Origin of the sequence: Roseovarius sp. (assembly GCF_030373445.1) — a bacterium.
Lineage (GTDB): Bacteria > Pseudomonadota > Alphaproteobacteria > Rhodobacterales > Rhodobacteraceae > Roseovarius.
On record NZ_JAUCYU010000006.1, the window covers coordinates 77470 to 101255 of the forward strand.

Sequence of the window (23786 nt, forward strand, 5' to 3'; positions counted from 1 at the left end):
GTTATCCAACTGACAGGCTACCACGAAACCAGAGGGTTAGAAGACACGTGAGCACCTCCAGTAAACATGCGCGCCAGACACATGCGCTGAGCGACGTGCTCGACGAGCTGGAAAACACCGTCCATGGCAAGTCGATCCGTGTCGACGACGTGATCGAGGCCCTCGGCCGCTCCTCCTTCGCCTCGCTGATGCTGGTCTTCTCGCTGATCTCCACCTCCCCGGCCAGCGCCATCCCCGGCGTCACCGCCGTGGTCGCCGTGCTCGTCTTCATCCTGGTGGCCCAGATGATGCTCGGGCGCGAAAGCCTCTGGCTGCCGTCCTTCATCACGAGGCGCAAGCTCTCCACCGACAAGCTCTGCAACGGTATCAAGTGGCTGCGCAAACCGGTGCGCTTCGTCGAGCGGTTCCTCAAACCACGCTTCACGTGGTTCTTTCACCGGCCCTGGATCTGGGTGCCGCTGATCCTCGTGATGGCGCTCACGCTCTTCATGCCGTTCATGGAAATCGTGCCGACCTCGGGCTCCATCGCCTCGGGCGTCATCGCGCTCTTCGCCGCCAGCCTGCTCACCCGCGACGGCGTGCTGGCGCTGGCCTCGCTGGCGCTGCTATCGGTCATTCCGGTCACGCTCTACTACTGGATCTGACCGCCCTTATCCGGCCCAGTCCTCAAGCGCCTCCATGGCACCCTTTCCAAGCCCCTGTGCCTTGACCTTGCCCAGCGGGCACGCGCGCGATAGCCGGTCCTCCATGTCGTCGACACCAAACCCGTCGGGCCGGTCCAGCCCGTCCAACTCGTCCCAGCTCACCGGCACGGCCACCGCCGCTCCGGGCCTTGCCCGCAGAGAATACGGCGCGATCGCCGTCGCCCCACGTTCGTTCCTCAGCCAGTCGATGAACAGCTTCCCCTTGCGCTTCTCCTTCGACATCGTCGCGGTGTATTTTTCCGGCGCCTTCTCGGCCAACGCTTGCGCGAACCCCTTGGCGAAATCCTTCACTCGATCCCACTCGGCGATCCGCCGCAGCGGCACGATCACGTGCACGCCCTTGCCGCCCGTCACCATCGGCGCCGCCTCCAGCCCGCAGGCCTTCAGCCCCTCACGAACCTCGGCGGCGGCCCGCTTCACCTCTTCAAACCCCAAACCCTCGTCGGGGTCGAGGTCGAACACCATCCGGTCGGGCCGCTCCAGCTTGTCCCGCTTCGCGCCCCAGACGTGATACTCCACTGCCCCCATCTGCGCCGCCCCGATCAGGCCCTCGGGCGTGGTGACATACATGTAATCCTCGGTCCCACCGTCCTTTTCCTTGATGGGAACCGCCTTGATATCCTCCGGAAACCCCTTCCCGGCATGTTTCTGGAAAAAGCAATCTTCCGCGATCCCGTCCGGACAGCGCAACAGTGAGAGCGGCCGGTCGGCCACATGCTCCAGCATCCGCCCGGCCACCCGTGCATAATGCCGCGCCACGTCGCCCTTGGTCAGCCCCGCGTCGGGGAAGATGACGCGCCCCGTGCTCGATACCCGCACACCGCCGATCTCCTCGTCGCCGCTGTCGGTTTCCGCTTCCGCCTTCGCACTCACGTTCTCCGCCTCCTTGTCCTCGCGCAGCCCCTTGTAGGCGCCGTGCCTGATCCGGCCTTCACTGGTGAACTCGGTATACTCCACCTGCGCCACAAGCTCGGGCGTCACCCAATGCGCGCCCTTCGTCTCCGACGGCAGCTCGCCCTCGAACGGGACGGTCTTCCGGCCCAGCCGCTTCAGTTCCTTCGCCAGCGCCTCGAAATCCTCGTCATCGAACCCGGTGCCGACCCGGCCACGATACACGAACCCCTCGTCCTCGTAGCTCCCCAGCAAGAGCGAGGAAAACGCCCGTCCTTTCTTGTCCGAGGGCGACCAGCCGCCCACCACGAACTCGGCTTCCTGAATGCATTTCGCCTTGATCCACGCCTTGCTGCGCTTGCCGCTATAGGGCGCGTCGACCTTCTTCGACACGATCCCCTCGCCGCCCGCCTTGCACATCGCCGCCAGCGCCTCGGCCCCGTCGCCCTCCAGCACGGGGCTCAGCCGCAAGGGCCCGCGCGGCGGCAGACCCTCGAACAGCCCCTCCAGCGCTTTCCGCCGTTTCTTCAGCGGCTTGCCGGTCAGGTCCTTGCCATCCAGATGCAGGCAATCGAACGCGTAGAACACCAGCGGATCGCCACTCTTCAATGCCGTCTGCAATTCCGAGAACCCGCCCCGCTCGGCCACCACCTCGCCATCGATCAAAGCGGCATCGCAGTCCAGCGCATCCGCCGGCCCGCACAGCGCCCCGAACCGGTCTGACCAATCCTTGCCGTTCCGCGTGTAAAGCCGCACGCCGCCCTTGCCCACGGCCATCAGGCAGCGATACCCGTCGAACTTCACCTCGTGCTGCCAGCCTTCGCCCTCGGGCGGCTCGTCTTTCAGCGTCGCCAGCTCCACCTTCCGGAACCGCGGCAGCGCCTTCTTGTGCTCCGCCGCCTCGAAGGCGGCCTTCTCCTTCGCGATCTGCCGCATCGTCCGCCCGGTCGTGACACTGCGCTTGTGCTTGTTGATCAGCGCATCGGCGCTCCGGCCGGCAAGGTCGTCGCGCTCCTTTATCAGCAGCCAGTTCTCGCGCTTGCCCTTGTCGCCCCCCATCCTGACCAAGGCCCAGCCGCCCTCCATCCGCGCGCCATGCAGACGGAAATGCAGCTTGCCTTCCTTCAGCCCCTTCTCGACGTCATGCAGCGGCTCCCACGACCCGCTGTCCCAAAGCATCACGGTCCCGCCACCATACTGGTCCTCGGGTATGATGCCTTCGAAACTCCCGTAATCGACCGGGTGGTCCTCCGTCCGGACCGCCAGCCGCTTCTCCGACGGGTCGTCCGACGGGCCCTTCGTCACCGCCCAGGACAGCAGCACACCCTCCCATTCCAGCCGGAAATCGAAATGCAGGCGGCTCGCGTCGTGCTTCTGCACCACGAACGACAGTTGCGAACCGCCAACCGCCGCCGCCTCGCCACGCGGCTCCGGCGTTGTGTCGAAATCACGTTTCTCGCTGTACCGGTCGAGCTTGTTCATGGGGCGTTTCCTGGCATCATCGGCGCAATTCATCGGCCTGCGCGGGGCCACCCCGACGTCAGGCCACGGGCGCAAAACGCACATCCCCCTTGAAAGTTTCCGCGCAGCCGCCGCCTACCGGCCCGCGAAGTACGCCGCCAGCGCCGCGATATCCTCGTCGCTCAGGTCGCGCGCGGCCGCATGCATCAGCGGATCGTAATCGTAGATACCGTCCCGCCACAGCGTCAGTTGCACCTCCAGGAACCCGCGCCGCTGCCCGTCCAGCACCGGCCCCTTCCGCCGCCCGTCCTCGCGCTCGCCATGACAGGCCAGGCAGGTCGGCACGTCCCGCGTGCCCTCCCGCGCCAGCGCCTCGCCCTTCGACGCCAGTTCCGCGTCGGCCACAGGCGCCTCCTCCGCCTCGTCCGCCGTTTCCGCGAAATGCCGTGCCAGCTCGGCCAGCCGTTCCTCCGGCACCGAGGTCACCGCCTGCGCCATGATCCCGCTCGGCCGCTTGCCCGAACGGTAGGCCTGCAACTGCGCCTCGAGATACGCCGCCGACAGGATATCCAGCCGCGGCACCTGCCCGCCGACCTCGCCGTGACAACTCGCGCAATATTCCTCCGGCTCGCTCGTCTCCAGCACCAGCTCCGGCGCCGCCTCCCCCTTGACCGACTCAAGGTAGGCCACCACCGCCCACACCTCGTCATCCCGCCCCTCGGCGGGCCAGCCCGGCATCCCGGTCATCTTGATGCCGTTCTCGACGATCCAGAACAGCTCGTTCGCCTCCCAATGGGCGACCGCCTCCTCGATCTGCGGCGGCTCCGGCACCATCGCCCGCATCGTGGCACTCGCCTCCTGGCCGGGCGCCCCGTGGCACGGCACGCAGGCCGTCGCGTAATGCCCCGCCCCCAGCGCGACCAGCTCCGCATCGTCCAGCTCCGGCACCTCCTCCTCAGACGGCGCCCGAAGCCACACCGAATTCCGGAAAGTCGTGTGCAGCACCCAACTCACCCCAGGCAAATGCCCCGCCACGGCCGACACGTTGTAAAGCCCCAGCGCCACCACCGCCACGGCCCCGGTCAGGCCCAGCGCCGCCAGCGCGGCCAGTGTCATGAACACCGCCCTCATGCCGCCCCCCTTTCCCGAAGGGACAGCCCGGTTAGCGCCAGCCCCGCGATGAGGTAGACCGGCGTCCCGATCCCCAGCATCAGCATCCCGCCGATCTGCTGCCCCGAAAGATCCGGCGCCGTCCCGCAGATCTCGGCATATAGATCCCGCGGCGCCAGCACGATCAGCGCCCCCAGAAGCGTCATGTGCATCAAGGTCAGCAATAGCCCCCCGGCGCCCGCCAGCGGCCTGTCCCGCCGCAGGCACCCGGCCCAGACCAGCAGGCCGACGACCAGGAAGCTCGCCTGCTCCGCCACGTAGCCCAGCGCCATGGTCCGCCCCAGCCCGTGCGCCACCGGTAGGTGCCACGCCCAGACCACCACGAACTCCGCCGCGGCCGCCGCCAGCGGCGGCACCGCCAGCCGCTCCGTCAGCCTAGGCAGCCCCAGCACGATCAGCGGCGCCGCCACCGCCACCAGCACCATGTGCCGCAGCATATGCGCCGCGAAGACAGGCATCACCGCCTCCAGCGGCATCACCCACACAGCCGCAAGCAGCGCGACGCCCGGCAATAGGAAGCGCACGCTCATTGGCACCCCCCCAGCATCACCAGCGGCAAGGAGGTGAACACCACCCCAAGAAACGAGATGATCGCCAGAAGGAACGCCGCGTGCCCAAGGAAATGATGCCGATCCTCCGCCCGCCCCCAGCTATTGAAGTAATCGCCGGTCTCGTGCGGGTTCCACTGCCGCCAGCTGTTCCAGCCGACCCAGATGATCGCCCCCAACGACCCGACGCTGAACACCAGAAGACCGACCCGCGCCATCTCGATGTCCCAGCCCTTGGCACAGGTCACCGCCGCCAGCCCGTAACAGATCACGAAATGGATGGCCCAGATCAGCGGCCCCATCGTGATCTTCATCAGGCTCGCCCGCTCCTCGGCGATTTCCTCGAGCTGCTCTTTCCGCTCGGTCATAGCACCCCCGGGGCAAGGCCCATCACCGCGCAGGTCACCAGCGCCGCCAGCACCTGGAAATGCCAGTAAAGCGAGACGTTCCAGATATCCGCATCATAGCGCGGCGTCAGCTTGCCGAAGACAGAGCCGGCCAGGCAGTAAAGCTGCATGATCACCCCGGCACCCGCATGCACTGTAACCCAGATCGCCAGCGCCCAAAGCACCGCCGGGTAGACATGCGTCTCCGGTTCCAGTTCCAGCACCGACACCATCAGCGCCGCAGCCCCCCCAGCCGCCGCCAACGGCGCCACGGCCAGACAGGCCCGCGCCGCGCCCACCATCCAGCGCCGGTTCAGCTCCCGCGCGCCCACCGTCAGCGCCCATGCCGCCGCCAGCCCCAGCGCCGCAAGCCCCACGAGCCAAGGTTCGGCATGCATTGCCCCCTCCGGCGGAAAGTCATCCTGCGACGTCCAGTAGAAGAAGAACCCGAAGACCAGCGAGGCAAACGCCGTCGCATCCCCCAGCATGGTGATCCACATCGCCCACCAGCCAACCGAGGCATGCCCCGACGCATAGGTCGGCAGGGTCAGCCCAAGCCCCGCATCCTTGCTCGGCGCCTCCGGCACACGCGCGGTCGAGGTCCAGAGCCAGTAGATGATGCAGCACACCGCCAACACCGCGCAGACGATGGCCGGCGGATACCAGTGAAACGTCGGAAAGATGAACGCGCCCCCGGTGAACGCCGCCGCCGCTTGGGTAATCCAGGCGGGCCCCGTCACCCGCTGAACCTGGATCGGCTCGGCATCGATCACCGAGGTCACCAGCGTCTCCCGCCGCCCCTCGGCCGCATCGGGCAGGTAGTATCGCCCGGTGTCGATCCGCGCCTGCATCTCTGGCTGGTCCCACAGCGGATACCTGCTCGTCACATGCGGAATCGACCGGATCCCCCACGCCTCCTCGGGCACGTCATGGGTCCATTCCAGCGTGCCCGCCTCCCACGGGTTCCGCTTGATCTGCGGCTGGCGGTGCTTGGGCCGCACCAAGTCCCACACGAACACCGCGAAACCGGCGGCGATGATGAACGCGCCCACCGTGGAAATCAGGTTCAGCCCATCCCAGCCAAGCCCCGTCGGGTAGGTATAGATCCGCCGCGGCATCCCCCACAACCCGGTCAGGTGCATCGGCAGGAAGGTCAGGTTGAACCCGCAGAAGATCAGCCAGAACGCCCAGCGCCCCAGCCGCTCCGACAACTGCTTTTTCTGGATGAACGGGAAGAAGTAATAGACCCCCGCGATCACCGGGAACACCATCCCCCCGAACAGCGTGTAATGCAGGTGCGCCACCACGAAATACGTGTCATGCGCCTGGAAATCGAACGGCGCCAGCGCCAGCATCACGCCCGTCAGCCCGCCCATGGTGAAGATCGCCAGGGCGCCTGCAATCCACAGCATCGGCAGCGTCATCTTCACCCGCCCCACCATGAGCGTCGCCAGGAACGCGAAGATCTGCACGCCCGTCGGGATCACCACCGCCTCGGACGCGGCCGAGAAGAAGCCCAGCGAAATCGTCGGCAGGCCCGTGGTGAACATGTGATGCACCCAAAGCCCGAAGCTCAGGAACCCGGTGCCCACCGCCGACAGCACGATCCACGAATACCCCACGATCGGCCGCCGGGCGACGGTCGGAATGATCATCGCGGCAATGGCAATCGATGGGAGGAACACGATGTAGACTTCCGGATGCCCGAAGATCCAGAACAGGTGCTGCCACAGCATCGGGTCACCGCCCCGCTCGGGGTCGAAGAACGGCCAGTCGAAGCTGCGCTCCAGCTCGAACAGGAAATCCCCGGCAATCAGCGGCGGAAACGCGAACAGGATCATGCCGCCCACAACCATCACGTACCACGCGTAAAGCGGCATGATGTTCACCCGCATCCCCGGCGGCCGGCACTTGAGCGTCCCCACGATCAGCTCCACCGCCGCCGCGATCGACGCCACTTCGATGAAACTCAGCCCCAGCAGCCAGATATCGCTGCCCGGCCCCTCGTCCTCGGTTGCCAGCGGCGGATACATGAACCACCCCGCCCGTGGCGCCGCATCGAAGAAGATCGACCCGATCACGAAGACCCCACCGATCAGGAAACACCAGTAGCCAAACGCCGAAAGCCGCGGAAACGGCATGTCCCTCGCCCCCAGCATCCCCGGCAAAAGCAGGATCGAAATCGCCTCGAACATCGGCACCGCGAACAGGAACATCATCGCCGAGCCGTGCATCGTGAACAGCTGGTTGAACCGGTCGGCCGAGATCAGCTCGCTCTCCGGCACCGCAAGCTGCGCCCGGATCAGAAGTGCCATCACCCCGGCCAGCAACATGAAGAACAGCGCCGTCAGGCAATACCACTTGCCCACCTCGCTGTTGTTCACCGCCGTCCAGTAGCGGAACCCCTTCGGCGTGGCCCACGCCGCCCTCAGCCGCTCGGCCTGCGCCGCCTGCACCTCGTCCGGCACCGGCTCGGCCAGCATTTCCTCGGTCGGCGGATACGTCCCCGAGGGTTTCGGCAATGCTGAACGGTCCTGCCGGTAATCGGTCATTTCAGCCCCTTCAGATAAGTCGCCATATCGGCGATCTCCGCCTCGCCAAGGTGATCATAGGTCGGCATCAGGACCTCGGGCTTCAGCTCGCCCGTATGCGCGATCCACCGCTCGAAATCCTCCAGCGTCGCCCCCAGACGGCCCGCGCCCAGCGTCTCGCGGCTGCCCACATGCGTCAGGTCCGGCCCCACCTGCCCCACAGCCTCGGTCCCGCGCACGGCATGACAGGCGCCACAGCCTTCCGACCGGAACAACTCTTCGCCGCGCATCGCCTCGGCACTCTCCGGCGCCACGGCATCTCCCGCCTCGCGCTCGAGCCACGCGTCGAACTCCTCCTCCGGCATCACCACGGCGGCAAAGGCCATCCACGCATGGCTCACCCCGCAGAACTCGGCGCATTGCCCCCGGTATCGTCCCGGCCGCTCCGGATGCAGGCTCACCCGCGTCTCGCGCCCCGGGAACATGTCCATCTTTCCGCCCAGTGACGGGATCCAGAACGAGTGGATCACCCGGTCCGCATCCAGCACGAACTCCGTCCGCTGCCCGGCCGGCAGCCGGATCTCGTTGGCGGTGACAATCGGTTCCTCCGCCCCGTCCGGCCAGTATTCCACCCGCCACCACCATTGCTCTCCCGTGACCCGCACCTGCAAGCCGTCGCCCGGCGCCCGCTGGTCCGGCAGGATGCTCAACGCCCAGGCCAGCAACCCGATCAGCAGCACCGACGGCACGACGATCCCGCCCCCGATCAGCAGCGGCCGCACGAACCTGTCGTCCAGCGGATCGGTCCGCAGCCGGGTCAGCGTGTAGAAGGCCCCGTTCACCAGAACCCACAGGATGCAGGCCCCCACCAGCGTGACCATGAAGATGTTGCGGATCGCCTCCGCATCGACCCCGGCGGCGTCCAGCGCCGACTGATCCTTCCCGCAGGCCGACAGAAGCGCCAACGTCAAAAATCCCGCCAGCCAACGGCCGGCGGGACCCAACAGCCAGTGATGCCCTCGGTCACGCTGTCTTGAGCTCATGAAGCTCAACGCTGCGAATCCCCGTCCGGTTCCGCGCCGCCTCAAATGCATCGACGCCGCCGCGCCGCTCCTGTATCGAAGGCCCGAACCGACCAGACAAGGGCCGCGCCATGAAGGACCACGACCAGCCATCACCGCAAGAGCATCGCTGGATCCTCGACGGGCTGAGCTACGCGGGCCTCGCATGGGGTCCGGTTGACGGCCGCCCGGTCCTCGCCACCCATGGCTGGATGGACCATGCCGAAAGCTTCCGCGAACTGGCCCCCCGCCTGGCCGGCTGTCGCGTCGTGGCCCTCGACCTCAGCGGCCAGGGTCACAGCGCCCACCGCTCGCCCGACGCCACCTACAACCTCTGGGATGACCTGCCACAGATGGCGACCCTGATCGACACGCTCGGCTGGGAAACCTGCACGCTCATCGGCCATTCCCGCGGCGCCAACATCAACTCGCTCTTCGCCGCCGCGCAACCGTACCGTGTCAACGCCGTCATCGCCCTCGACGCTCTCGTCCCCGACCCCGTCTCCGAGGAGGCCGTGGTCGACACCCTGCGCGCCTTCATCGAGGAGACCCGCCAGCAGATCGCGCGCCCCCGGCGCAGCTTCACCTCGAAGGAGGATTACGTCACCCGCCGCAGCGAACGCCGCAACAGCCGCCAGACCGCCGAGGCCCTCGTCGACCGCGCCGTTGCGGAAACCCCCGACGGCGTCCGCACCCGCGCCGACGCCCGGCTTTTCGCCAGTTCCGCCATGAAACTCACCCGGCCACAGGTCGAGGCGGTGCTTGGCGCCCTGACCATGCCCGTTCTCAATATCTGGGCGAAAGACGGCCTGCCAGCCTATACCGAATGGCCCGACACGGCCCGGCGCCTCGCCGGAGACCTCATCGCCGATTACGAGGCCATCGACATCCCCGGCGACCACCATGTCCACCTCGACCCGGACGGCGCCCAGCGCATCGCCACGGCGATCCTCGACTTCCTCGACCGCAAGGCCTGACAGGGCTTACCCCGCCGTCAGCTTCATCCGCGCCATCGCATCCTCGCGCAGCTTGAATTTCTGCACCTTGCCCGTCCCCGAGGTCATCGGCAGGTCATCGACGATGAACGCCTCCCCCGGCATCTTGTAGCTGGCCAGCTTCGGCTTCAGCACCTGCAGGATATCCGCCGCCTCCAGCCGCGCGCCTTCTTCCGGCACGATATAGGCCACGCCCACGTTGTCGTCATTGCCCGCGGGAATCCCCACCACCGCGCATTGCCGCACGCCCTCGATCCGGGCGATCACATGCTCGATCTCCTGCGGCGCCACGTTGAACCCGCGCGACTTGTACGCATCGCCAAGCCGGCCGGTGTAGGTCAGCCGCCCGGTCTCGTCCAGCCACCCGGTATCGCCTGTCCGGAACCACCCGTCCTCCCGCAGTACGCGCGCCGTCTCCTCCGGCTTGTTGTAATAGCCCAGCATGTTGCAATATCCGCGCGACCAGATTTCCCCCTGCTCGCCCGCCGGCACCGCCTCCAGCGTCTGCGGATCGACGATCTTCAGCTCGATATCGGGCAGGGCAAAGCCCTGCTTGGCATGACGCACCTCGCGCGGGTCGTTCCACCAGTTGCGGGTCAGCACCGTGGTCGTCTCGGTCATGCCATAGCCCGTCATCACGCCGGGGATCTTCAGCACATCCGCCACCTTGTCGAGGATCTCCGGCGCGATCGACAGCACGAACCCGATCCGCAAGGACGAGGTATCGCGGCGGTCGAGGTCCGGATTCTCCGCCATCTGCGACACGATCGGCGGCAGCAGGTGAATGGCCGTCACCCGCTCCTGCTCGATGGCCTCGAGGCATACGCCGGCATCGAACTGCTCGCCCAGCACCACCTTCGCCCCCCGGGTCCAGAGCGGCAGAACCCCGTTCATCGTGGCCATCGACCCGAACAGCGGAATGGACATGTAAAGACAGTCCTCGGCGTCGAAATCCACCCGGATCCCGATATCCCAGCCCTTGCGCCACACGTGATGCCCGATCATCGCGCCCTTGGGCAGCGCCGTCGTGCCCGAGCTGTAGGCGATGATCCCCGGCTGGTCGATATTCCCCTCCATCGGCGGCATCGCCAGCCCCTCCGGCGCCGGCCCCGACCAGTCGGTCAGCCCGGCATACCCCTCGGGCGGCGCATCCGCCACGATCACCCAGCGCAGCCGCGGCAGCTTCTCCGAGCCCAGCTCGCCCGGCCGGCCATCCCGCAATGCGGGCGCCAGCCCCGCCAGCTCGCCCACGAAATCGCGGAACGCGCCCTGCCCGGGGATGAACACCGCGTCACTCTCCGACTGCGCCAGCTGATAGGCAATCTCGTCCGGTCTCAGCCGCGTGTTGATCATCACCGCCGTCATGCCCATCTGCGCGGCGCCCAGCCACATGAACAGGAATTCCGGCCGGTTGGGCATCAGGATTGCTACCTTGTCGCCCCGCCGCATGCCCAGCGCCGCCAGCCGCGCCGACACCTTGTCGGCCTCCGCCTTCAGATCGGCGAAACTGTACCGCCTGTCGCGGAACACCAGCGCATCGCGGTCCGGGTACTGCCCGGCGATCAGCGCAAGGCTCTCCGCGTAAGTCTTGCCGAGAAATGGGTTACCCATGGATCGACGCCTCCTTCCGCAATCCCGCCATTCGGCCGGCTTGTCGCTGTGGACCCGCTGCCATTGTCCCGGAAATTCGAGACATTTTGAAAATTGTGGCTTTATCTGACCTCAGTGTATTGTCTACAATCGAGACAATGACAGATGCAATACCCGTGCAGGGTAGGCAACAAACCGAGGGATGATAACCATGTGGGTACCTGAAATCGCCGACAGCGAAGGGCCGCGCTACCTTGCCCTGGCCAGCGCCATTTCTCAAGCCATCGAAAGCGGGGAACTGCAGCCCGGCGCCCAGCTTCCGCCCCAGCGCGACCTCGCCCGCGAACTGAAGGTCACAGTCGGCACCGTCGGCCGCGCCTACAACATCGTCCGCGAACGCCAGCTTCTCAGCAGCCAGGTCGGCCGCGGCACCTTCGTCCGCGAGGCCGCGATGGAAGAGGGCATGCTGAGCCCCCTGCCCGAACGCCAGCCCGGCACCATCGACTTCGCCTGTTTCAGCCTCTCCGTCCCCGGCCTCGTCGACTCGATCTCCAGCGCCATGATCAACGTGGGCCACCGCTCCAGCCTCATGCCGCTCCAGAAATACGCCCCTGCCGTGGGCTTCCTGCCGCACCGCACCGCCGGCGCCACCTGGATCTCGCGCACCGGCTTCAAACCCGCGCCCGAGCTCACCATGGTCACCAACGGCACGCAGCAGGCGCTGATGCTCGCCATCACCGCGCTCAGCAAGGCCGGTGAAACCGTCCTCGTCGAGGATCTTGCCTATTCCGGCATCAAGGCACTGGGTTCGCTGCTCGAACGCAACCTCGAAGGCGTGGCGATCGACGACAAGGGCGTCATCCCCGAAGACCTCGACCGCCGCATCGCCGAGACCAACGTGCGCCTCGTCTACATGCAGCCCACCTGCCACAACCCCACAGGCGCGGTCATGCCGGAATCCCGCCGCCGCGAGATCGCCGAGATCATCACCCGCCACGGCGTCATCGCCATCGAGGATGACGGCGCCATCGGCGGCCTGCGCGACCGGCCCCTGCCGCTGGCCCACTATGCCCCCGACAACGTGATCTATGTCACCGGCCTGTCGAAATCCGTCAGTCCCGCCATGCGCGTGGGCTACCTCGTCAGCCCGCCGCAGCTCTTCGAACAGCTGGGTACCACGCTGCACGCCCTGACGCTCGCCAACCCGCCGCTGATGGCCGAGGTCGCGACCGCCCTGATCAACGAGGGCACCGCCGAAACCGTCGCCCAGCGCAACCTCGAGGCACTCGCCGCCCGGCACGAGATGATGAGCCGCCGGCTCAAGACCGTCCCCCACAGCAGCCACCCGGCAGCCTTCTTCATCTGGCTCCACCTGCCCGATCACTGGACCTCGCTGGAATATTACGAGGCCGCCCGCCGCGCCGGCGTCTCGACCGTGCCGGCCGACAATTTCATGATCCGCCCCGGCGCGAAGCCGGCGGTGCGCATCTCCGTCAACCCGTGGCAAAAGCCCGAGATGGTGGAAAAGGGCATCGACATCCTGACCGGCCTGATGGCCGAGCGGAACGCTCCGCCGATGATGGTCTGACCAAACGGGCATCCCGGTCACACCCCGTGATGCCCGATGATCGACACAGAACACACGTTCTGATGCGGCGCCCCGCCAAGGTTGTGCGTCAGCCCCAGCCGCGGATCGGCCACCTGCCGTGCGCCCGCCCGGCCATGCAATTGCAGGTAAAGCTCGTAGATCATCCGCAACCCCGACGCCCCGATCGGATGGCCGAAACATTTCAGCCCCCCGTCGATCTGGCAGGGCACGGCGCCATCGGCATCGAACACCCCGTCCAGCACGTCGCGCCACGCCTCCCCCTCGCCCGACAGGCCAAGGTCCTCCATCGTCACCAGCTCGGTGATCGAGAAGCAGTCATGCACTTCCGTCAGACCGATCTCCTTGCGCGGCTCCCTGACCCCGGCCTCCTCGTAGGCCCGCCGGCTGGCCAGCCGCGCGGTCATCACGTGGCTGCCGTCCCAGTCGCTGAACCCCGACTCCGAGCCGTTCGACACCGCGATCTGCAGCGCCTTCACCGTCACCAGGTCGGTTTTGCCCAGCGATTTCGCGATCTCCGGCGTCGTCACGATGGCGCAGGCCGCCCCGTCCGAGACGCCGCAGCAGTCGAACAGGCCCAGCGGCTCGGCCACCATCGGCGCGTTCAGAACCTTCTCCTCGGTGATGATGTTCTGCAAATGCGCCTTGGGGTTCTTCGACCCGTTCTGGTGGCTCTTCACCGAGACATGCGCCATCGCCCGCTTGAGGTCGTCCGCCGCGATCCCGTGCTTGCGCCGATAGGCCGAAGCGAGCTGCGCAAAGGCCCCGGGCGCCGAGTAATTGGCCCACCACATCTGGTTGAGCATCCCACGGCTTCGCTGCGGCAACCCGCCATAGCCCGTGTCCTTGAGCTTCTCCACCCCCAGCGCCAGTGCGATGTCACACGCCCCCGAGGCCACCGCATAGGTCGCCCCGCGCAACGCCTCCGACCCGCTGGCACAGAAGTTCTCGACCCGCGTCACCGGGATATTCGGCAGCCTAAGCGCGAAGGACAGCGGCAACGCGCCCTTCCCGCCATGGATTTCCTCGATCGCCGTCGACAGCCACGCCGCGCCGATATCCTCCATCCCGATCCCGGCATCGGCGATGCACTCCTGGTAGGCCTCGACGATCAGGTCCTCGACATCTGCCTCCCAGCGCTCGCCGAACTTGGAACATCCCATGCCGATGATGGCGACCTTGTCCTTGATCCCGCTGGCCATGATCACGCGCCTCCCTTGTCGTCTGCCCGGCCCGCAACGGGCGTGGCCTTCCAGAAATAGCGGCGGAAGCCGCGCTTGCGGTCGAACTCCTTGATCCGGAACACCATCCGCATGTCGCTGCCCACATCCACCTCGGGGCCGGCCACGTCGGTGAAGTTGGCGAACATCCGGCCACCCCCCTCGAACTGGATCAGCCCGTAGCGCGCCGGCGGCTCGGGCGTGTAGGTCAGGTGATCCGCCGACCAGCTCACCACCTTTGCCGTCCTGTCCGCAAAAGGATACGCCTCCTGCTCTGCGAAAGACCCACAGGCCGGGTTCACGCAAACGCGGGCGCGGGGAAACTGCGGTGTGCCACACTCGGTACAGCGCCCGCCAACCAGCCCCAGCAGCATGTCGCGCCGCCGGTAGATCTGCGTCATCGCCGACTGGTAATCCACCTCGGCCCGCATCCCCTCGTCACGCTCGATCAGCTCGTTGCGCGCCATGTAAAGGTAATAGCTGGCCTCCTCGGCGCGCCGCGCCAGCGGCCCGCTGAACCAGTCGCTCGACCGCCAGTCTGCCAGCAACTCCGTCGCCCGCAGCACGATCACGTCACAGCCCTGCCCGAACCCCACCAGCACGATCACCTGCCCCGGCTCGGCCTTTTCCAGCACCGCCGCCAGCATCATCAGCGGATGCGCCGTGCCGGTCTCGCCAACCCGGTCCTGCAAACTGTCCGCCAGAGCCTCCGGCGGCAATCCCACCGCCTTGCAAATCCCCTGCGCGGCCTTCGGCACAGCCTGCGGCAACACCGCATGCGCCACGTCGCCCGGCGCCACCCCGGCCTCCTCCAGCGCGGCCGTCACCACGCCGGGCACCAGCTTCAGATACCCCTCGTCGCGGATCCAGCGCTCTTCCCAGTAATAGTCGAACCGCCGGCCCTGTCCGCGGTAATGGTCGATGAAATCCACCGATTTCGACCGCGTCGCAAGGACCTCGGCAATCCCGTCTCCGGGTCCGACACAAACCGCCGCCGCCCCGTCGCCGAAACTCAGCTCCTGCGGCGAGCCCGGCTTGCTCTCCCGCTTGTCCGACGCCACGACCAGCCGGTCACCGCCCGGCCCCGCCGCCGCGACTGCCTCGATCAGCGCCGAGGTGCCCGCCCGCTGTGTTCCGCCGGTATCCAGCGTCCGGATATCCTCGCCAAGGTTCAGCGCGCTCGCCAGGATCGTCGCGTTCTGCCGCTCCTCGAACGGCATCGTGGTCGAGGCCAGCGTGATCCCCCCGACCGTCACATCCGCTTCCCTCAGACAGCCCCGTGCGGCCTCCACCGCCATGGTCAGCGCATCCTCGTCCCAGCCACAGACGGCCCGCTCGCCCTTGCCGCCCCGCTTTCCCTGGCCCTCCAGGATGGCTTTCCGCGCCAGTCTCAGGCGCGGCACGTAGGTTCCGATCGCGGTCAAGGCGGTCATGTCAGGCTCCCTTCCGTCTCGTTCACTTCCCCGGCGGTCAGCCGGACTTCCCACTCCAGGTACGCCCGCATCGCCGCCTCCCCCTTGGCATAGGGAGGCTCGACCACGTCCATAGCGTGCGGCGGAACCGGCCCGATCTCCACCGTCCCGCCCATCGCCCGCCAGTCCTCCAGCCCCGCATCGAGCGCCACCGCCCGCCGGTAGCCCGCGCGCAACAACGCCTCCGCCCCCAGCTTCGCCTGAACAAGGTCACCGGCCGTCACCACGATCTCATCACCGGGCGAGGCATGGCGCCGAACCTCGTGCTCCAGCCAGCCCCGCGAAATCCAGATCGCCTCCGGCAGATGCCCCTTCGCATGGGCCCGGCTCGAACTGACATCGATCACCACCGGCGCCGCGCCCGGCTCCATCAACGCATCGCAGCTCACCACCGGCACGTCCGCGACCAGCCGGTCGATCACCTCCGGGCGCATCCGCCCCCGGCCCGTTTCCACGTCCAGCCCCGCCGCGCGCCACGCGGGCATTCCGCCATCGAGCACGACAACCTCCGCAAAGCCCATCCGCGTCAGCCACCACGCCGCCAGCCATGCCCGCGCATCGCCATCGTCCACGACAGCCACAGGCGCTCCCGGCACCGCCAGGAAATCATCCGTCCGTTGGATCGCCTGCCCGCCCGGCAAATGAATCGCCCCCGGCACATGCCCCGCCTCGAACGCCTCCCGCGTCCGCACGTCCAGCACGTAAGGCCGTGCCGCGCCATCCGCCGCGCGCCGCCGGGCGAGATCCTCCGCGGCCACGGCCACCACGCCCAGTGATACCGCCAGCTCCCGCGCCCTTGCCGTCACGGCCGCCACGTCAGCCGCCGCCGCGTCCGGCACGTCACCGCCCGCGCCGCGCGCCACTTCGCCGCCGGCCAGCCGCCAGCCCATCGTGCCGTTCTCCAGCGCCGCGCAGTCATAGCCCAGCGCCCCCGCGGTCGCCGCCGCGATGATCGACCGCGTCCGCCCGGCACAGTTCAGCACGATCCGGTCATGCCGCCGCGCCAGCCCCGGCAACTGCCCGGCCAGTTCGAATCCCGGCAGCGATACCGCGCCGCCCAGGTGATGATCGGCAAACTCCCCCGCCGTCCGCACGTCGCACAGCACCCCCGCCCCGTCGCGCATCAGCGCGTCCGGCGGGATGAGCTTCACCCCGTCACCTTCCAGAACCTCTTCTCCGAACCGCTTGCACGGCACGTTGACGCCCACCGCCAGCGCCCGGCCCTCCGCCGTCCAGCCCGGCAATCCGCGGTCAAGCATCTCGACCCGGCCATACCCCATCTCGCCCAGCCGCTCCGCCGCCAGCATCGCCCGCAGGTCGCCCGGCCGCCCGCTGTCATACACCACCACCGGCCAGCCATGATCGGGCATCACCTCGCCCGCCCGGAACTCCAGCATCCGCCTTGGCAGCGACGTCGCCCCCGGCACATGCCCGCGCTCGTATTCGCCCACGTCCCGCACGTCCAGCAACGCCCAGTCCCGGCGCGGCCAGTCCATGCCCCGCGCCACGAGCGCCGCCGCTTCAACCGTCGCCGCCTCCGCCATCACGAGCCGCGCACCTGGCTGCCGACGCCGCGATAGACCGTCGTCCGCCGGTGGGCAAAAACATCCCGCCCCGCCGCGTCGACACCGCGCACTTCCTGCAGCATCAGGTCCATCGAGCCCGACCGGCCCTCCTTCCGCGCAACATCCAGCAGCGTCATCCGAAGGGTCAGCATATCGCCCACCGTGATCGCCCGCTCGTAGGCAAACCCGTGCTCGCCTGCCAGGAACCGCTTCCGGTCCAGGCCTTCCCACCACGGCGGGATCCCCGGCATCACGAAGCTCACCGGGAAGGTCGGCGGTGCGATCACATCCCGGTACCCCTGCGCCCGCGCATGGTCCGCGTCGCGCCACAGCCGGTTGTCGTCCCCGATCGCCTCGGCAAACCGCCGGATGGCCCCGCGCTCCACCTCCACGACCCAAGGCGCGCTCGATGTGCCGATCAGCTCCCTGTCGATCTCCATGATCCCTGCCTTCCTAGCTGCGCTTCCACTGGCTCGACGACTGCCCAAGGATGGCACCCGCGATCATGTTCTTGTGGATCTGCATCGTCCCGCCATAGATCGAGCCGCCCCGCACTTCGGCATAGCGATGCACCAGCGGGTATTCCTTGGTGTAACCGTTCGCCCCCATGATCTGGATCGCGTCGTCACAGACCTCCTTGGCGGCCTTCGCGGTGAACACCTTGGCAATCGACGTCTCCGTGGGAGAGGGCAGCCCCGTCTTCACCGCCGTCGCCGCCGCCCGCCACGTCAGAAGCGCCGCGGCGTCCAGCTTCACCCGCATGTCGGCCAGCATCCATTGAATCCCCTGGAAATCGGCCAGCTCACGATTGAACTGCTTGCGCTCCTTGGCATAGGCCAGCGCCATCTCGAAGGCCGCCTCGGCCGAGCCGATCATCCGCGCGATCGAACCAAGCCGTTCGGCATTGTAGACGCTGATCAGCTTGCCGAAGGCCCCGCCATCGACAAGGATGTTCTCCTTCGGCACCCGGCACTCGTCGAAATAGAGCTCGAAGAGCAGCTCGTCGGCCATGTTGAGCGTGCCCTCGGAATGGCTGAACCCGGGCGCGTCGTGCGGCACGATCACGGCGCCGATATCCCCGGGCCGTCCCGTCGTGCCGAACCGGCAATAGACCAGCGTGTAATGGTTGTTGTTCACGAAGCTCACGAACTGCTTCGAGCCGTTCAGGATCACCTCGTCACCCTCGACCGTCGCGCGCGTTTTCATCGCGGTCGCGGCGGAACCGGCATCCGGCTCGGTGATCCCGATGGAAATCCCGATTTCGCCCTTGCAGGACGGGATGACGAAGGTCTCCTTCTGGGCCTGCGTCCCGTATTCCGCCACCGCGCCGACGGCGCCGGTCGAGCTGCGATGCGCGATCCCGCCCAACAGCGGCGCGGCCTTCTGCAACGCCCGCGTCACCAGCAGCGTATCGAGCAGCGGCACACCCATGCCGCCAAGCGCCTCGGGCAGGTTCAGCCCGAGAAGCCCCTGCTCCGCCATCGTCCGGCGCAGCGCATTGACCCCCGCGGGCGTGTCCGCGTCCTTCAGCATCGGCACAAGCTTGCGCTCGGCCACTTCCTCCGCCGCGCGCACCAGGTCGGCCTGCCGCTCGTTCAGGTCAAAATCCATGCTCTGCGCCTCCTCCCATGAGAATCGCCGGCCTGGGCCGGCGACCTGTCTTGCAATCAATCATATGCACAATCATCGCGCATTGTCATCTTGCTGGCAAGAACAATATGTGCATAATGTATCGTGATAATCAAGCCGACGGTACAGGCCCGCACCCCCGCGGCGCCGCCCGCCGGCCGGGAGGGACCGCATGAACATGAGCCACAATTCCTTTACCGCCGCCGGGCCGGAAGACTTCCGCATGGGCATGCGGCGGCTTGCGGCCGCCGTCAACGTCATCACCACCGAATCGGAGGGCACGCGCTACGGCATGCTCGCCACCGCGGTCTGCTCGGTCAGCGCCGAACCGCCCACCCTCCTGGTGTGCGTGAACAACTCCGCGTCGGCCTGCGAACCCATCGCCAGGAGCGGCCGGTTCTGCGTCAACGTCCTCAGCGAGAAACAACAGGACCTCGCCCGCGACTTTCTCGGCGTCGACAGCACCAAGCGCCTCGACCTCTGCGACTGGTCCCGCCTTGCTACGGGCGCCCCGGCCATCGACGGCTCGCTTGTCAGCTTCGATTGCGAGGTCGACCAGGTCATTGCCTCGGGCACCCACTCGATCTTCATCGGCCGCGTCGTGGTGGCCTCCCTGCCCGAGGCAGATGCGCCGCTGCTCTATTTCGACGGCGCCTACAAGGGGATGACGGCGGTTGCCTGAGGTGCGCCGTGCCGCGCCCTCAACTCTCGATGACCGCGATCACTGCGCCTTCCTCGATCTCGTCATCCTTGGCAACCCGCAACTCGACCACCTTGCCCGAGACCGTTGCCGCGATGGCGATCTCCATCTTCATGGCCTCCGCCACCACAAGCTCGTCCCCCTCGAGAACGCTGTCGCCAACCGAGACCGGCACCTCCCATACAGAACCTGTGACAGTTGCAGTGATCTCGGTACGCGCCATGGGGAACTCCATTCTTTCCACTTAATGCAACCATAGTTATTGGCACAATGCCGGTCAATTGTTATAGTCAATCCCAAACAAAAACGAAGACGGACAGCGACGGAATGGACAAGAAGACACTGGAAGAGCTCGAAGCGCGCCGCGCCGCCTCGCGACAGATGGGCGGCCCCGAGCGGCTCGAGCGGCTCGCCTCGCAGAACAAGCTCGACGCGCGCGCCCGCCTCGACATCCTGCTCGATCCGGGCTCCTTCTCCGAACTCGGCCTGCTCGGCCGAAGCCCCCATCCCGACCTGCACGACCGCACCCCCGCCGACGGGCTGATCGCCGGCAAGGGCACGATCGACGGCAAGCTGGTCTATGTCTGCTCCGAAGACGCCTCCGTCGTCGGCGGCACCCGCGGACGCACCGCCGAGGCCAAGATCTCCCGCCTCCGCGAACTCGCCCTCAAGCACGCGGCCCCCTACATCGCCCTGATGGAGGCCGGCGCCGGGCGGTTCCAGGAAAACAACGGCGCCGCGGCGGCCGCTATCGGCAACCGCTTCCGCGAACACATGCGCCTGTCGGGCCGCGTCCCGCAGGTCGCCGCCATCATGGGCGCCTGCTTCGGCGGGCCCTCCTTCACCGCCGCGCAATCCGATTTCGTGCCCATGACCCGCAACAGCGGCTTCATGGGCATGTCCGGCCCCGCCGTCGTCCGCGTCGGCATCCGCAAGTCCGTCACCCCCGACGAGCTCGGCGGCTGGCAGATGTCCTCGGAAACCACCGGCCAGGCAGATTACGTCGGCGAGGATGACCGCGACGTGCTGCTCTCGATCCGGGAATTCCTCTCCTACTTCCCGTCGAACTGCGACAGCCTTCCACCCCGCCACGAGCCCGAACCCGCCCTCTGCGACAGCGAAAAGGGCGCCGAGGAGCTCAACGCCCTCGTCCCCGACAACCACCGCCGCGCCTACGACATGCACCGCCTCGTCGAGCTTATCGTCGACGGCGGCCGCACCTTCCCCTTCCGGCCGACCTACGGCAAGGGGCTGCTCACCCACTTCGCCCGGTTCGATGGCCACACCGTCGGCCTCGTCGCCAACAACCCCATGCACTGGGCCGGCGCGATGGACGACAAGGCCGCCGTCAAGCTGCGCAAGTTCGTCGACACCTGCAACGCCTTCCACATCCCCCTCGTCTTCCTCACCGATTGCCCCGGCTTCATCGTCGGCCCCGAGATCGAGGAAAAGCGCATGGTCTCGCTCGCCGCGCGCATCCTCAACAGCGTCGCCTCCAGCGAGGTGCCCAAGGTCACCGTGGTGATCCGCAAGGCCATCGGGCTTGCCTACCTCGCCCTCGGCGGCAAGACGATGGGGCCCGACCGCCTCGTCGCCTGGCCCACCGCCCAGTTCGACGTGATGGGCCCCGCCGCCGGGGTCGAGCTCACCTACGGCCAGCAGATCCGCGAGGCCGAATCCCCCGACGACAAGCGCCGTGAACTGATGGCCCGGGCCGAGGAAGAAGCCTCCGCCTACATCGCCGCCGAGCTTGGCCTGATCGACGACATCATCCGCCCCGACGAAACCCGCACCACGATCATCGAGGCGCTGGAAAGCGCCCACGCCACCCGCCGCACCGGCTTCGTCGCCCGGATCGATCCATGAGCGGCTGGACGGACGAGGCTGATATCGTCGTCGTGGGCTTCGGCGCCGCCGGTGCCACCGCCGCCTACGAGGCCGCGGCCTCCGGCGCCGACACGCTCCTGCTCGAGAAAATGCCCTTCCCCGGCGGCCTCTCAATCGCCTCGGCCGGCGGCATCCGCGTGAGCCACCAGCCCGAGAAGGCCCTCGACTACCTCCGCGCCACTTGCGGCGGCAATACCCCCGACGACATCCTGCAGGCCTTCGCCACCGGCATGGCCGAGGCGCCCGCCTACCTGCAGACCCTCGCCGACCGCTGCGGCGCCGAGATGCGCGTCACCGAGGCCCTCGGCAACTACCCCTATCCCGGCTACGACGCGCTCGCCTATGCCGAGATCACCGCCCTCCCCGAGATCGACGGCGCTTCGGGCTACCACGCCGTGTCCCCCGTCAAGAACGGCACGCGCCTCTTCCGCGTCCTCGAACACGCCGCCCAATCCGCCGGCGTCCGGATCGAGATGAACGCCCCCGCCCATCGCCTCGTCACCGACAACAGCGGCGCCGTCACCGGCCTCACCGCCACCATGGGCGGCACCGAACACCGCATCCGCGCCCGCCGCGGCATCATCCTCACCTGCGGCGGGTTCGAACACGCCCCCGAGATGCAGGCGCAATACTTCCAGGGCGGCCCGCTCATTCCCGGCGCCTTCCTCGGCAACACCGGCGACGGCATCCGCATGGCCCAGGCCGTCGGCGCAGACCTCTGGCACATGTGGCATTACCACGGGCCCTACGGCCTCAAGCACCCCGACCCCGACTATCCGTTCGGCCTGTTCCTCAAGGCCGTCCCGATGTGGACGCCCGGCCGCCTCGACATGCTGGCCGATCTCGGCCTCGAAGGCAGTGACCCGCCGCAAACCCGGGCCAGCACCCGCTCGCTGGCCCCCTTGGCATGGATCGTGGTCGACTCCACCGGCCGCCGCTTCATGGACGAATACCCGCCCTACCCCGGCGATTCCGGCGCCCGCCCCTTCGACGTCTTCGATTTCGGCACCCAGACCTTCCCCCGCAAACCCGCCTTCATGATATTCGACGAGGCCGGGCGCCAGATGTACCCGATGGGCCGCGTCGTCCATAACGACCCCCACCCCCGCCACGAGTGGAGCGCCGACAACCTCGCCGAAGTCGCGATGGGCATTTTCCGGAAAGCCGACACGCTGGAAGAGCTGGCCCAGCTCACCGGCACGCCCCCCGACACCCTCCGCACGACCATCGAGACCTGGAACACCGCCTGCGAAACCGGCACCGACACCGCGTTCAACCGCCAGCCCGACACCATGCGCCCCATCGCCACCCCGCCCTTCTACGCGGGCGAAATCCAACCCATCGTCATCAACACCCAAGGGGGCCCCCGCCGCAACGTCCACCAGCAGGTCGTCGACCCGTTCGGCGCCCCCATCCCCGGCCTCTACGCCGCGGGCGAGCTGGGCAGCATCTTCGGCCATGTCTACATGAGCGGCGGCAACCTCACCGAATGCCTCGTCGGCGGCTGGACAGCGGCCCGCCATGCCCTCACCCGCGAAACGGTGCCCTCATGAGCCTCGTGAAACTCGACATCTCCGACGGCGTCGCACGCCTCACCCTCAACCGCCCCGACAAGCGCAACGCGCTCAACGCCGAGCTGATCGACGCCCTCACCGAGGCCCTGAAGAAGGCCGAGGCAGAGGCCCGCGTCGTCACCCTCTCCGGCGAAGGCCCCGCCTTCTGCGCCGGCGCCGATCTCAAATCCGTCGGCGCCATGACCACCGAGGTCGAATTCCGCGCCCATGCCGCGCGGCTGGGCGGCCTCTTCGCCACGCTGTCCGATCTCGCCATTCCCAGCATCTGCGTCGTCAATGGCCCCGCCCTCGGCGCGGGCTGCGGCATCGTCTGCTCGGGCACTTTGGCCATCGCCGGGCCCGCGGCGCGATTCGCCTTTCCCGAGCTCAGCAAGGGCGTGCTCCCCGCCCTCGTGGTGCCGCCGCTGGTCAGGGTGATCGGCGAACGCCGCGCGCTGCACGTGCTCTGCACCGAAACACCCTTCGATGCCGCCGAGGCCTTCGACCTCGGCATCGTCACCCAGCTGTCCGACACGCCCGGGGACACGGCCGCAACCCTGGCCCGCCACCTCGCCTCTCTCCCTCCCGACCGGCTCAACCGAATCCGCCGGCTCATCCGAACCGCCGCCACGGCGCCGGCCACCGAGGCCCGCCGCCTCGCGGCCGAGGCGAATGTCGCCGACCGGCTGGCGAGAAATGAGAACGGGAAATTCAATTCCTAAATGTGTCGATGCAATTACAGATACAATTCCGCAATTGGACCAATATAAACCATATAATTTGCTTGCATTAATATTAATCAATTTTCTAAGTTGAG

At 67.5% G+C, this 23786-nt stretch carries 20 protein-coding genes; 7 read left to right on the top strand and 13 right to left on the bottom strand.

Annotation, left to right across the window (positions count from 1 at the left end; all coding sequences use genetic code 11):
* Positions 1 to 47: 47 nt before the first annotated feature.
* Positions 48 to 644, top strand: coding sequence for an exopolysaccharide biosynthesis protein (locus QUV18_RS12285; protein ID WP_300894225.1), 597 nt, complete (start codon positions 48 to 50; stop codon positions 642 to 644).
* A 6-nt stretch (positions 645 to 650) separates the two neighbouring features.
* Here the strand turns inward: QUV18_RS12285 and ligD are convergent, their stop codons facing one another.
* From ligD to coxB, 6 genes are all read right to left on the bottom strand, one after another.
* A complete protein-coding gene (gene ligD / locus QUV18_RS12290; protein WP_300894226.1) occupies positions 651 to 3077 on the bottom strand; it encodes a DNA ligase D in 2427 nt (808 codons plus the stop codon).
* Positions 3078 to 3191: 114 nt separating this feature from the next.
* A complete protein-coding gene (locus tag QUV18_RS12295; RefSeq protein WP_300894227.1) occupies positions 3192 to 4187 on the bottom strand; it encodes a c-type cytochrome in 996 nt (331 codons plus the stop codon).
* A complete protein-coding gene (locus QUV18_RS12300) occupies positions 4184 to 4756 on the bottom strand; it encodes a cytochrome c oxidase assembly protein (protein ID WP_300894228.1) in 573 nt (190 codons plus the stop codon). The genes QUV18_RS12295 and QUV18_RS12300 overlap by 4 nt, the downstream gene beginning before the upstream one ends.
* Entirely contained in the window at positions 4753 to 5142 is a 390-nt protein-coding gene (locus tag QUV18_RS12305) for a hypothetical protein (protein WP_300894229.1), read from the bottom strand. Before QUV18_RS12305 ends, QUV18_RS12300 begins: the two co-directional genes overlap by 4 nt.
* Positions 5139 to 7712, bottom strand: coding sequence for a cytochrome c oxidase subunit I (ctaD, locus tag QUV18_RS12310; protein WP_300894230.1), 2574 nt, complete (start codon positions 7710 to 7712; stop codon positions 5139 to 5141). The genes QUV18_RS12305 and ctaD overlap by 4 nt, the downstream gene beginning before the upstream one ends.
* Complete coding sequence (gene coxB, locus QUV18_RS12315) at positions 7709 to 8656, bottom strand: cytochrome c oxidase subunit II (protein WP_366914648.1); 948 nt, start codon at positions 8654 to 8656, stop codon at positions 7709 to 7711. Before coxB ends, ctaD begins: the two co-directional genes overlap by 4 nt.
* Positions 8657 to 8844: 188 nt before the next feature.
* On the opposite strand from coxB, the gene QUV18_RS12320 reads away from it, so the two are divergent.
* Entirely contained in the window at positions 8845 to 9729 is an 885-nt protein-coding gene (locus QUV18_RS12320) for an alpha/beta fold hydrolase (protein ID WP_300894232.1), read from the top strand.
* Positions 9730 to 9735: 6 nt separating this feature from the next.
* On the opposite strand, the gene QUV18_RS12325 is transcribed toward QUV18_RS12320, so the two are convergent.
* Positions 9736 to 11358, bottom strand: a complete 1623-nt coding sequence (locus tag QUV18_RS12325; RefSeq protein ID WP_300894233.1) for an AMP-binding protein — start codon at positions 11356 to 11358, stop codon at positions 9736 to 9738.
* A gap of 190 nt (positions 11359 to 11548) precedes the next feature.
* Here QUV18_RS12325 and QUV18_RS12330 point away from each other — a divergent pair, with 190 nt between their 5' ends.
* Complete coding sequence (locus QUV18_RS12330; RefSeq protein WP_300894234.1) at positions 11549 to 12925, top strand: PLP-dependent aminotransferase family protein; 1377 nt, start codon at positions 11549 to 11551, stop codon at positions 12923 to 12925.
* Positions 12926 to 12942: 17 nt separating this feature from the next.
* On the opposite strand, the gene QUV18_RS12335 is transcribed toward QUV18_RS12330, so the two are convergent.
* Genes QUV18_RS12335 through QUV18_RS12355 form a run of 5 tightly spaced genes read right to left on the bottom strand, consistent with a single transcriptional unit; the run spans position 12943 to position 18811 of the window.
* Complete coding sequence (locus QUV18_RS12335; RefSeq protein WP_300894235.1) at positions 12943 to 14145, bottom strand: acetyl-CoA acetyltransferase; 1203 nt, start codon at positions 14143 to 14145, stop codon at positions 12943 to 12945.
* Positions 14146 to 14147: 2 nt separating this feature from the next.
* Positions 14148 to 15596, bottom strand: a complete 1449-nt coding sequence (locus tag QUV18_RS12340; protein ID WP_300894236.1) for a 3-oxoacyl-[acyl-carrier-protein] synthase III C-terminal domain-containing protein — start codon at positions 15594 to 15596, stop codon at positions 14148 to 14150.
* Positions 15593 to 17179, bottom strand: a complete 1587-nt coding sequence (locus QUV18_RS12345; protein ID WP_300894237.1) for a rhodanese-like domain-containing protein — start codon at positions 17177 to 17179, stop codon at positions 15593 to 15595. Before QUV18_RS12345 ends, QUV18_RS12340 begins: the two co-directional genes overlap by 4 nt.
* Entirely contained in the window at positions 17179 to 17640 is a 462-nt protein-coding gene (locus QUV18_RS12350) for a MaoC family dehydratase N-terminal domain-containing protein (protein ID WP_300894238.1), read from the bottom strand. Before QUV18_RS12350 ends, QUV18_RS12345 begins: the two co-directional genes overlap by 1 nt.
* Positions 17641 to 17653: 13 nt before the next feature.
* Entirely contained in the window at positions 17654 to 18811 is a 1158-nt protein-coding gene (locus tag QUV18_RS12355; RefSeq protein WP_300894239.1) for an acyl-CoA dehydrogenase family protein, read from the bottom strand.
* A gap of 190 nt (positions 18812 to 19001) precedes the next feature.
* Here QUV18_RS12355 and QUV18_RS12360 point away from each other — a divergent pair, with 190 nt between their 5' ends.
* Complete coding sequence (locus QUV18_RS12360; RefSeq protein WP_300894240.1) at positions 19002 to 19511, top strand: flavin reductase family protein; 510 nt, start codon at positions 19002 to 19004, stop codon at positions 19509 to 19511.
* Between the two features lie 19 nt (positions 19512 to 19530).
* Here QUV18_RS12360 and QUV18_RS12365 read toward each other — a convergent pair whose 3' ends face one another.
* Positions 19531 to 19752, bottom strand: a complete 222-nt coding sequence (locus QUV18_RS12365; protein WP_300894241.1) for a biotin/lipoyl-containing protein — start codon at positions 19750 to 19752, stop codon at positions 19531 to 19533.
* A 104-nt stretch (positions 19753 to 19856) separates the two neighbouring features.
* Between QUV18_RS12365 and QUV18_RS12370 the strand changes: the two genes are divergently transcribed.
* From QUV18_RS12370 to QUV18_RS12380, 3 genes are read left to right on the top strand one after another with little or no spacing between them, the layout of a single operon-like run.
* Positions 19857 to 21395 (top strand): carboxyl transferase domain-containing protein, encoded by a 1539-nt coding sequence (locus tag QUV18_RS12370; RefSeq protein ID WP_300894242.1) that lies wholly within the window; start codon positions 19857 to 19859, stop codon positions 21393 to 21395.
* A complete protein-coding gene (locus tag QUV18_RS12375) occupies positions 21392 to 22969 on the top strand; it encodes an FAD-dependent oxidoreductase (protein ID WP_300894243.1) in 1578 nt (525 codons plus the stop codon). Before QUV18_RS12370 ends, QUV18_RS12375 begins: the two co-directional genes overlap by 4 nt.
* Positions 22966 to 23691: an enoyl-CoA hydratase/isomerase family protein gene (locus QUV18_RS12380; protein WP_300894244.1), complete on the top strand. Its 726-nt coding sequence runs from the start codon at positions 22966 to 22968 to the stop codon at positions 23689 to 23691. Before QUV18_RS12375 ends, QUV18_RS12380 begins: the two co-directional genes overlap by 4 nt.
* The last annotated feature ends 95 nt before the right edge of the window (positions 23692 to 23786 follow it).

Coding starts and splice junctions, on each gene's coding strand:
- ligD (WP_300894226.1), bottom strand. CDS start 3,077: ATGAACAAGCTCGACCGGTACAGCGAGAAACGTGATTTCGACACAACG.
- QUV18_RS12295 (WP_300894227.1), bottom strand. CDS start 4,187: ATGAGGGCGGTGTTCATGACACTGGCCGCGCTGGCGGCGCTGGGCCTG.
- QUV18_RS12300 (WP_300894228.1), bottom strand. CDS start 4,756: ATGAGCGTGCGCTTCCTATTGCCGGGCGTCGCGCTGCTTGCGGCTGTG.
- QUV18_RS12305 (WP_300894229.1), bottom strand. CDS start 5,142: ATGACCGAGCGGAAAGAGCAGCTCGAGGAAATCGCCGAGGAGCGGGCG.
- ctaD (WP_300894230.1), bottom strand. CDS start 7,712: ATGACCGATTACCGGCAGGACCGTTCAGCATTGCCGAAACCCTCGGGG.
- QUV18_RS12320 (WP_300894232.1), top strand. CDS start 8,845: ATGAAGGACCACGACCAGCCATCACCGCAAGAGCATCGCTGGATCCTC.
- QUV18_RS12325 (WP_300894233.1), bottom strand. CDS start 11,358: ATGGGTAACCCATTTCTCGGCAAGACTTACGCGGAGAGCCTTGCGCTG.
- QUV18_RS12330 (WP_300894234.1), top strand. CDS start 11,549: ATGTGGGTACCTGAAATCGCCGACAGCGAAGGGCCGCGCTACCTTGCC.
- QUV18_RS12335 (WP_300894235.1), bottom strand. CDS start 14,145: ATGGCCAGCGGGATCAAGGACAAGGTCGCCATCATCGGCATGGGATGT.
- QUV18_RS12340 (WP_300894236.1), bottom strand. CDS start 15,596: ATGACCGCCTTGACCGCGATCGGAACCTACGTGCCGCGCCTGAGACTG.
- QUV18_RS12345 (WP_300894237.1), bottom strand. CDS start 17,179: ATGGCGGAGGCGGCGACGGTTGAAGCGGCGGCGCTCGTGGCGCGGGGC.
- QUV18_RS12350 (WP_300894238.1), bottom strand. CDS start 17,640: ATGGAGATCGACAGGGAGCTGATCGGCACATCGAGCGCGCCTTGGGTC.
- QUV18_RS12355 (WP_300894239.1), bottom strand. CDS start 18,811: ATGGATTTTGACCTGAACGAGCGGCAGGCCGACCTGGTGCGCGCGGCG.
- QUV18_RS12360 (WP_300894240.1), top strand. CDS start 19,002: ATGAACATGAGCCACAATTCCTTTACCGCCGCCGGGCCGGAAGACTTC.
- QUV18_RS12365 (WP_300894241.1), bottom strand. CDS start 19,752: ATGGCGCGTACCGAGATCACTGCAACTGTCACAGGTTCTGTATGGGAG.
- QUV18_RS12370 (WP_300894242.1), top strand. CDS start 19,857: ATGGACAAGAAGACACTGGAAGAGCTCGAAGCGCGCCGCGCCGCCTCG.
- QUV18_RS12375 (WP_300894243.1), top strand. CDS start 21,392: ATGAGCGGCTGGACGGACGAGGCTGATATCGTCGTCGTGGGCTTCGGC.
- QUV18_RS12380 (WP_300894244.1), top strand. CDS start 22,966: ATGAGCCTCGTGAAACTCGACATCTCCGACGGCGTCGCACGCCTCACC.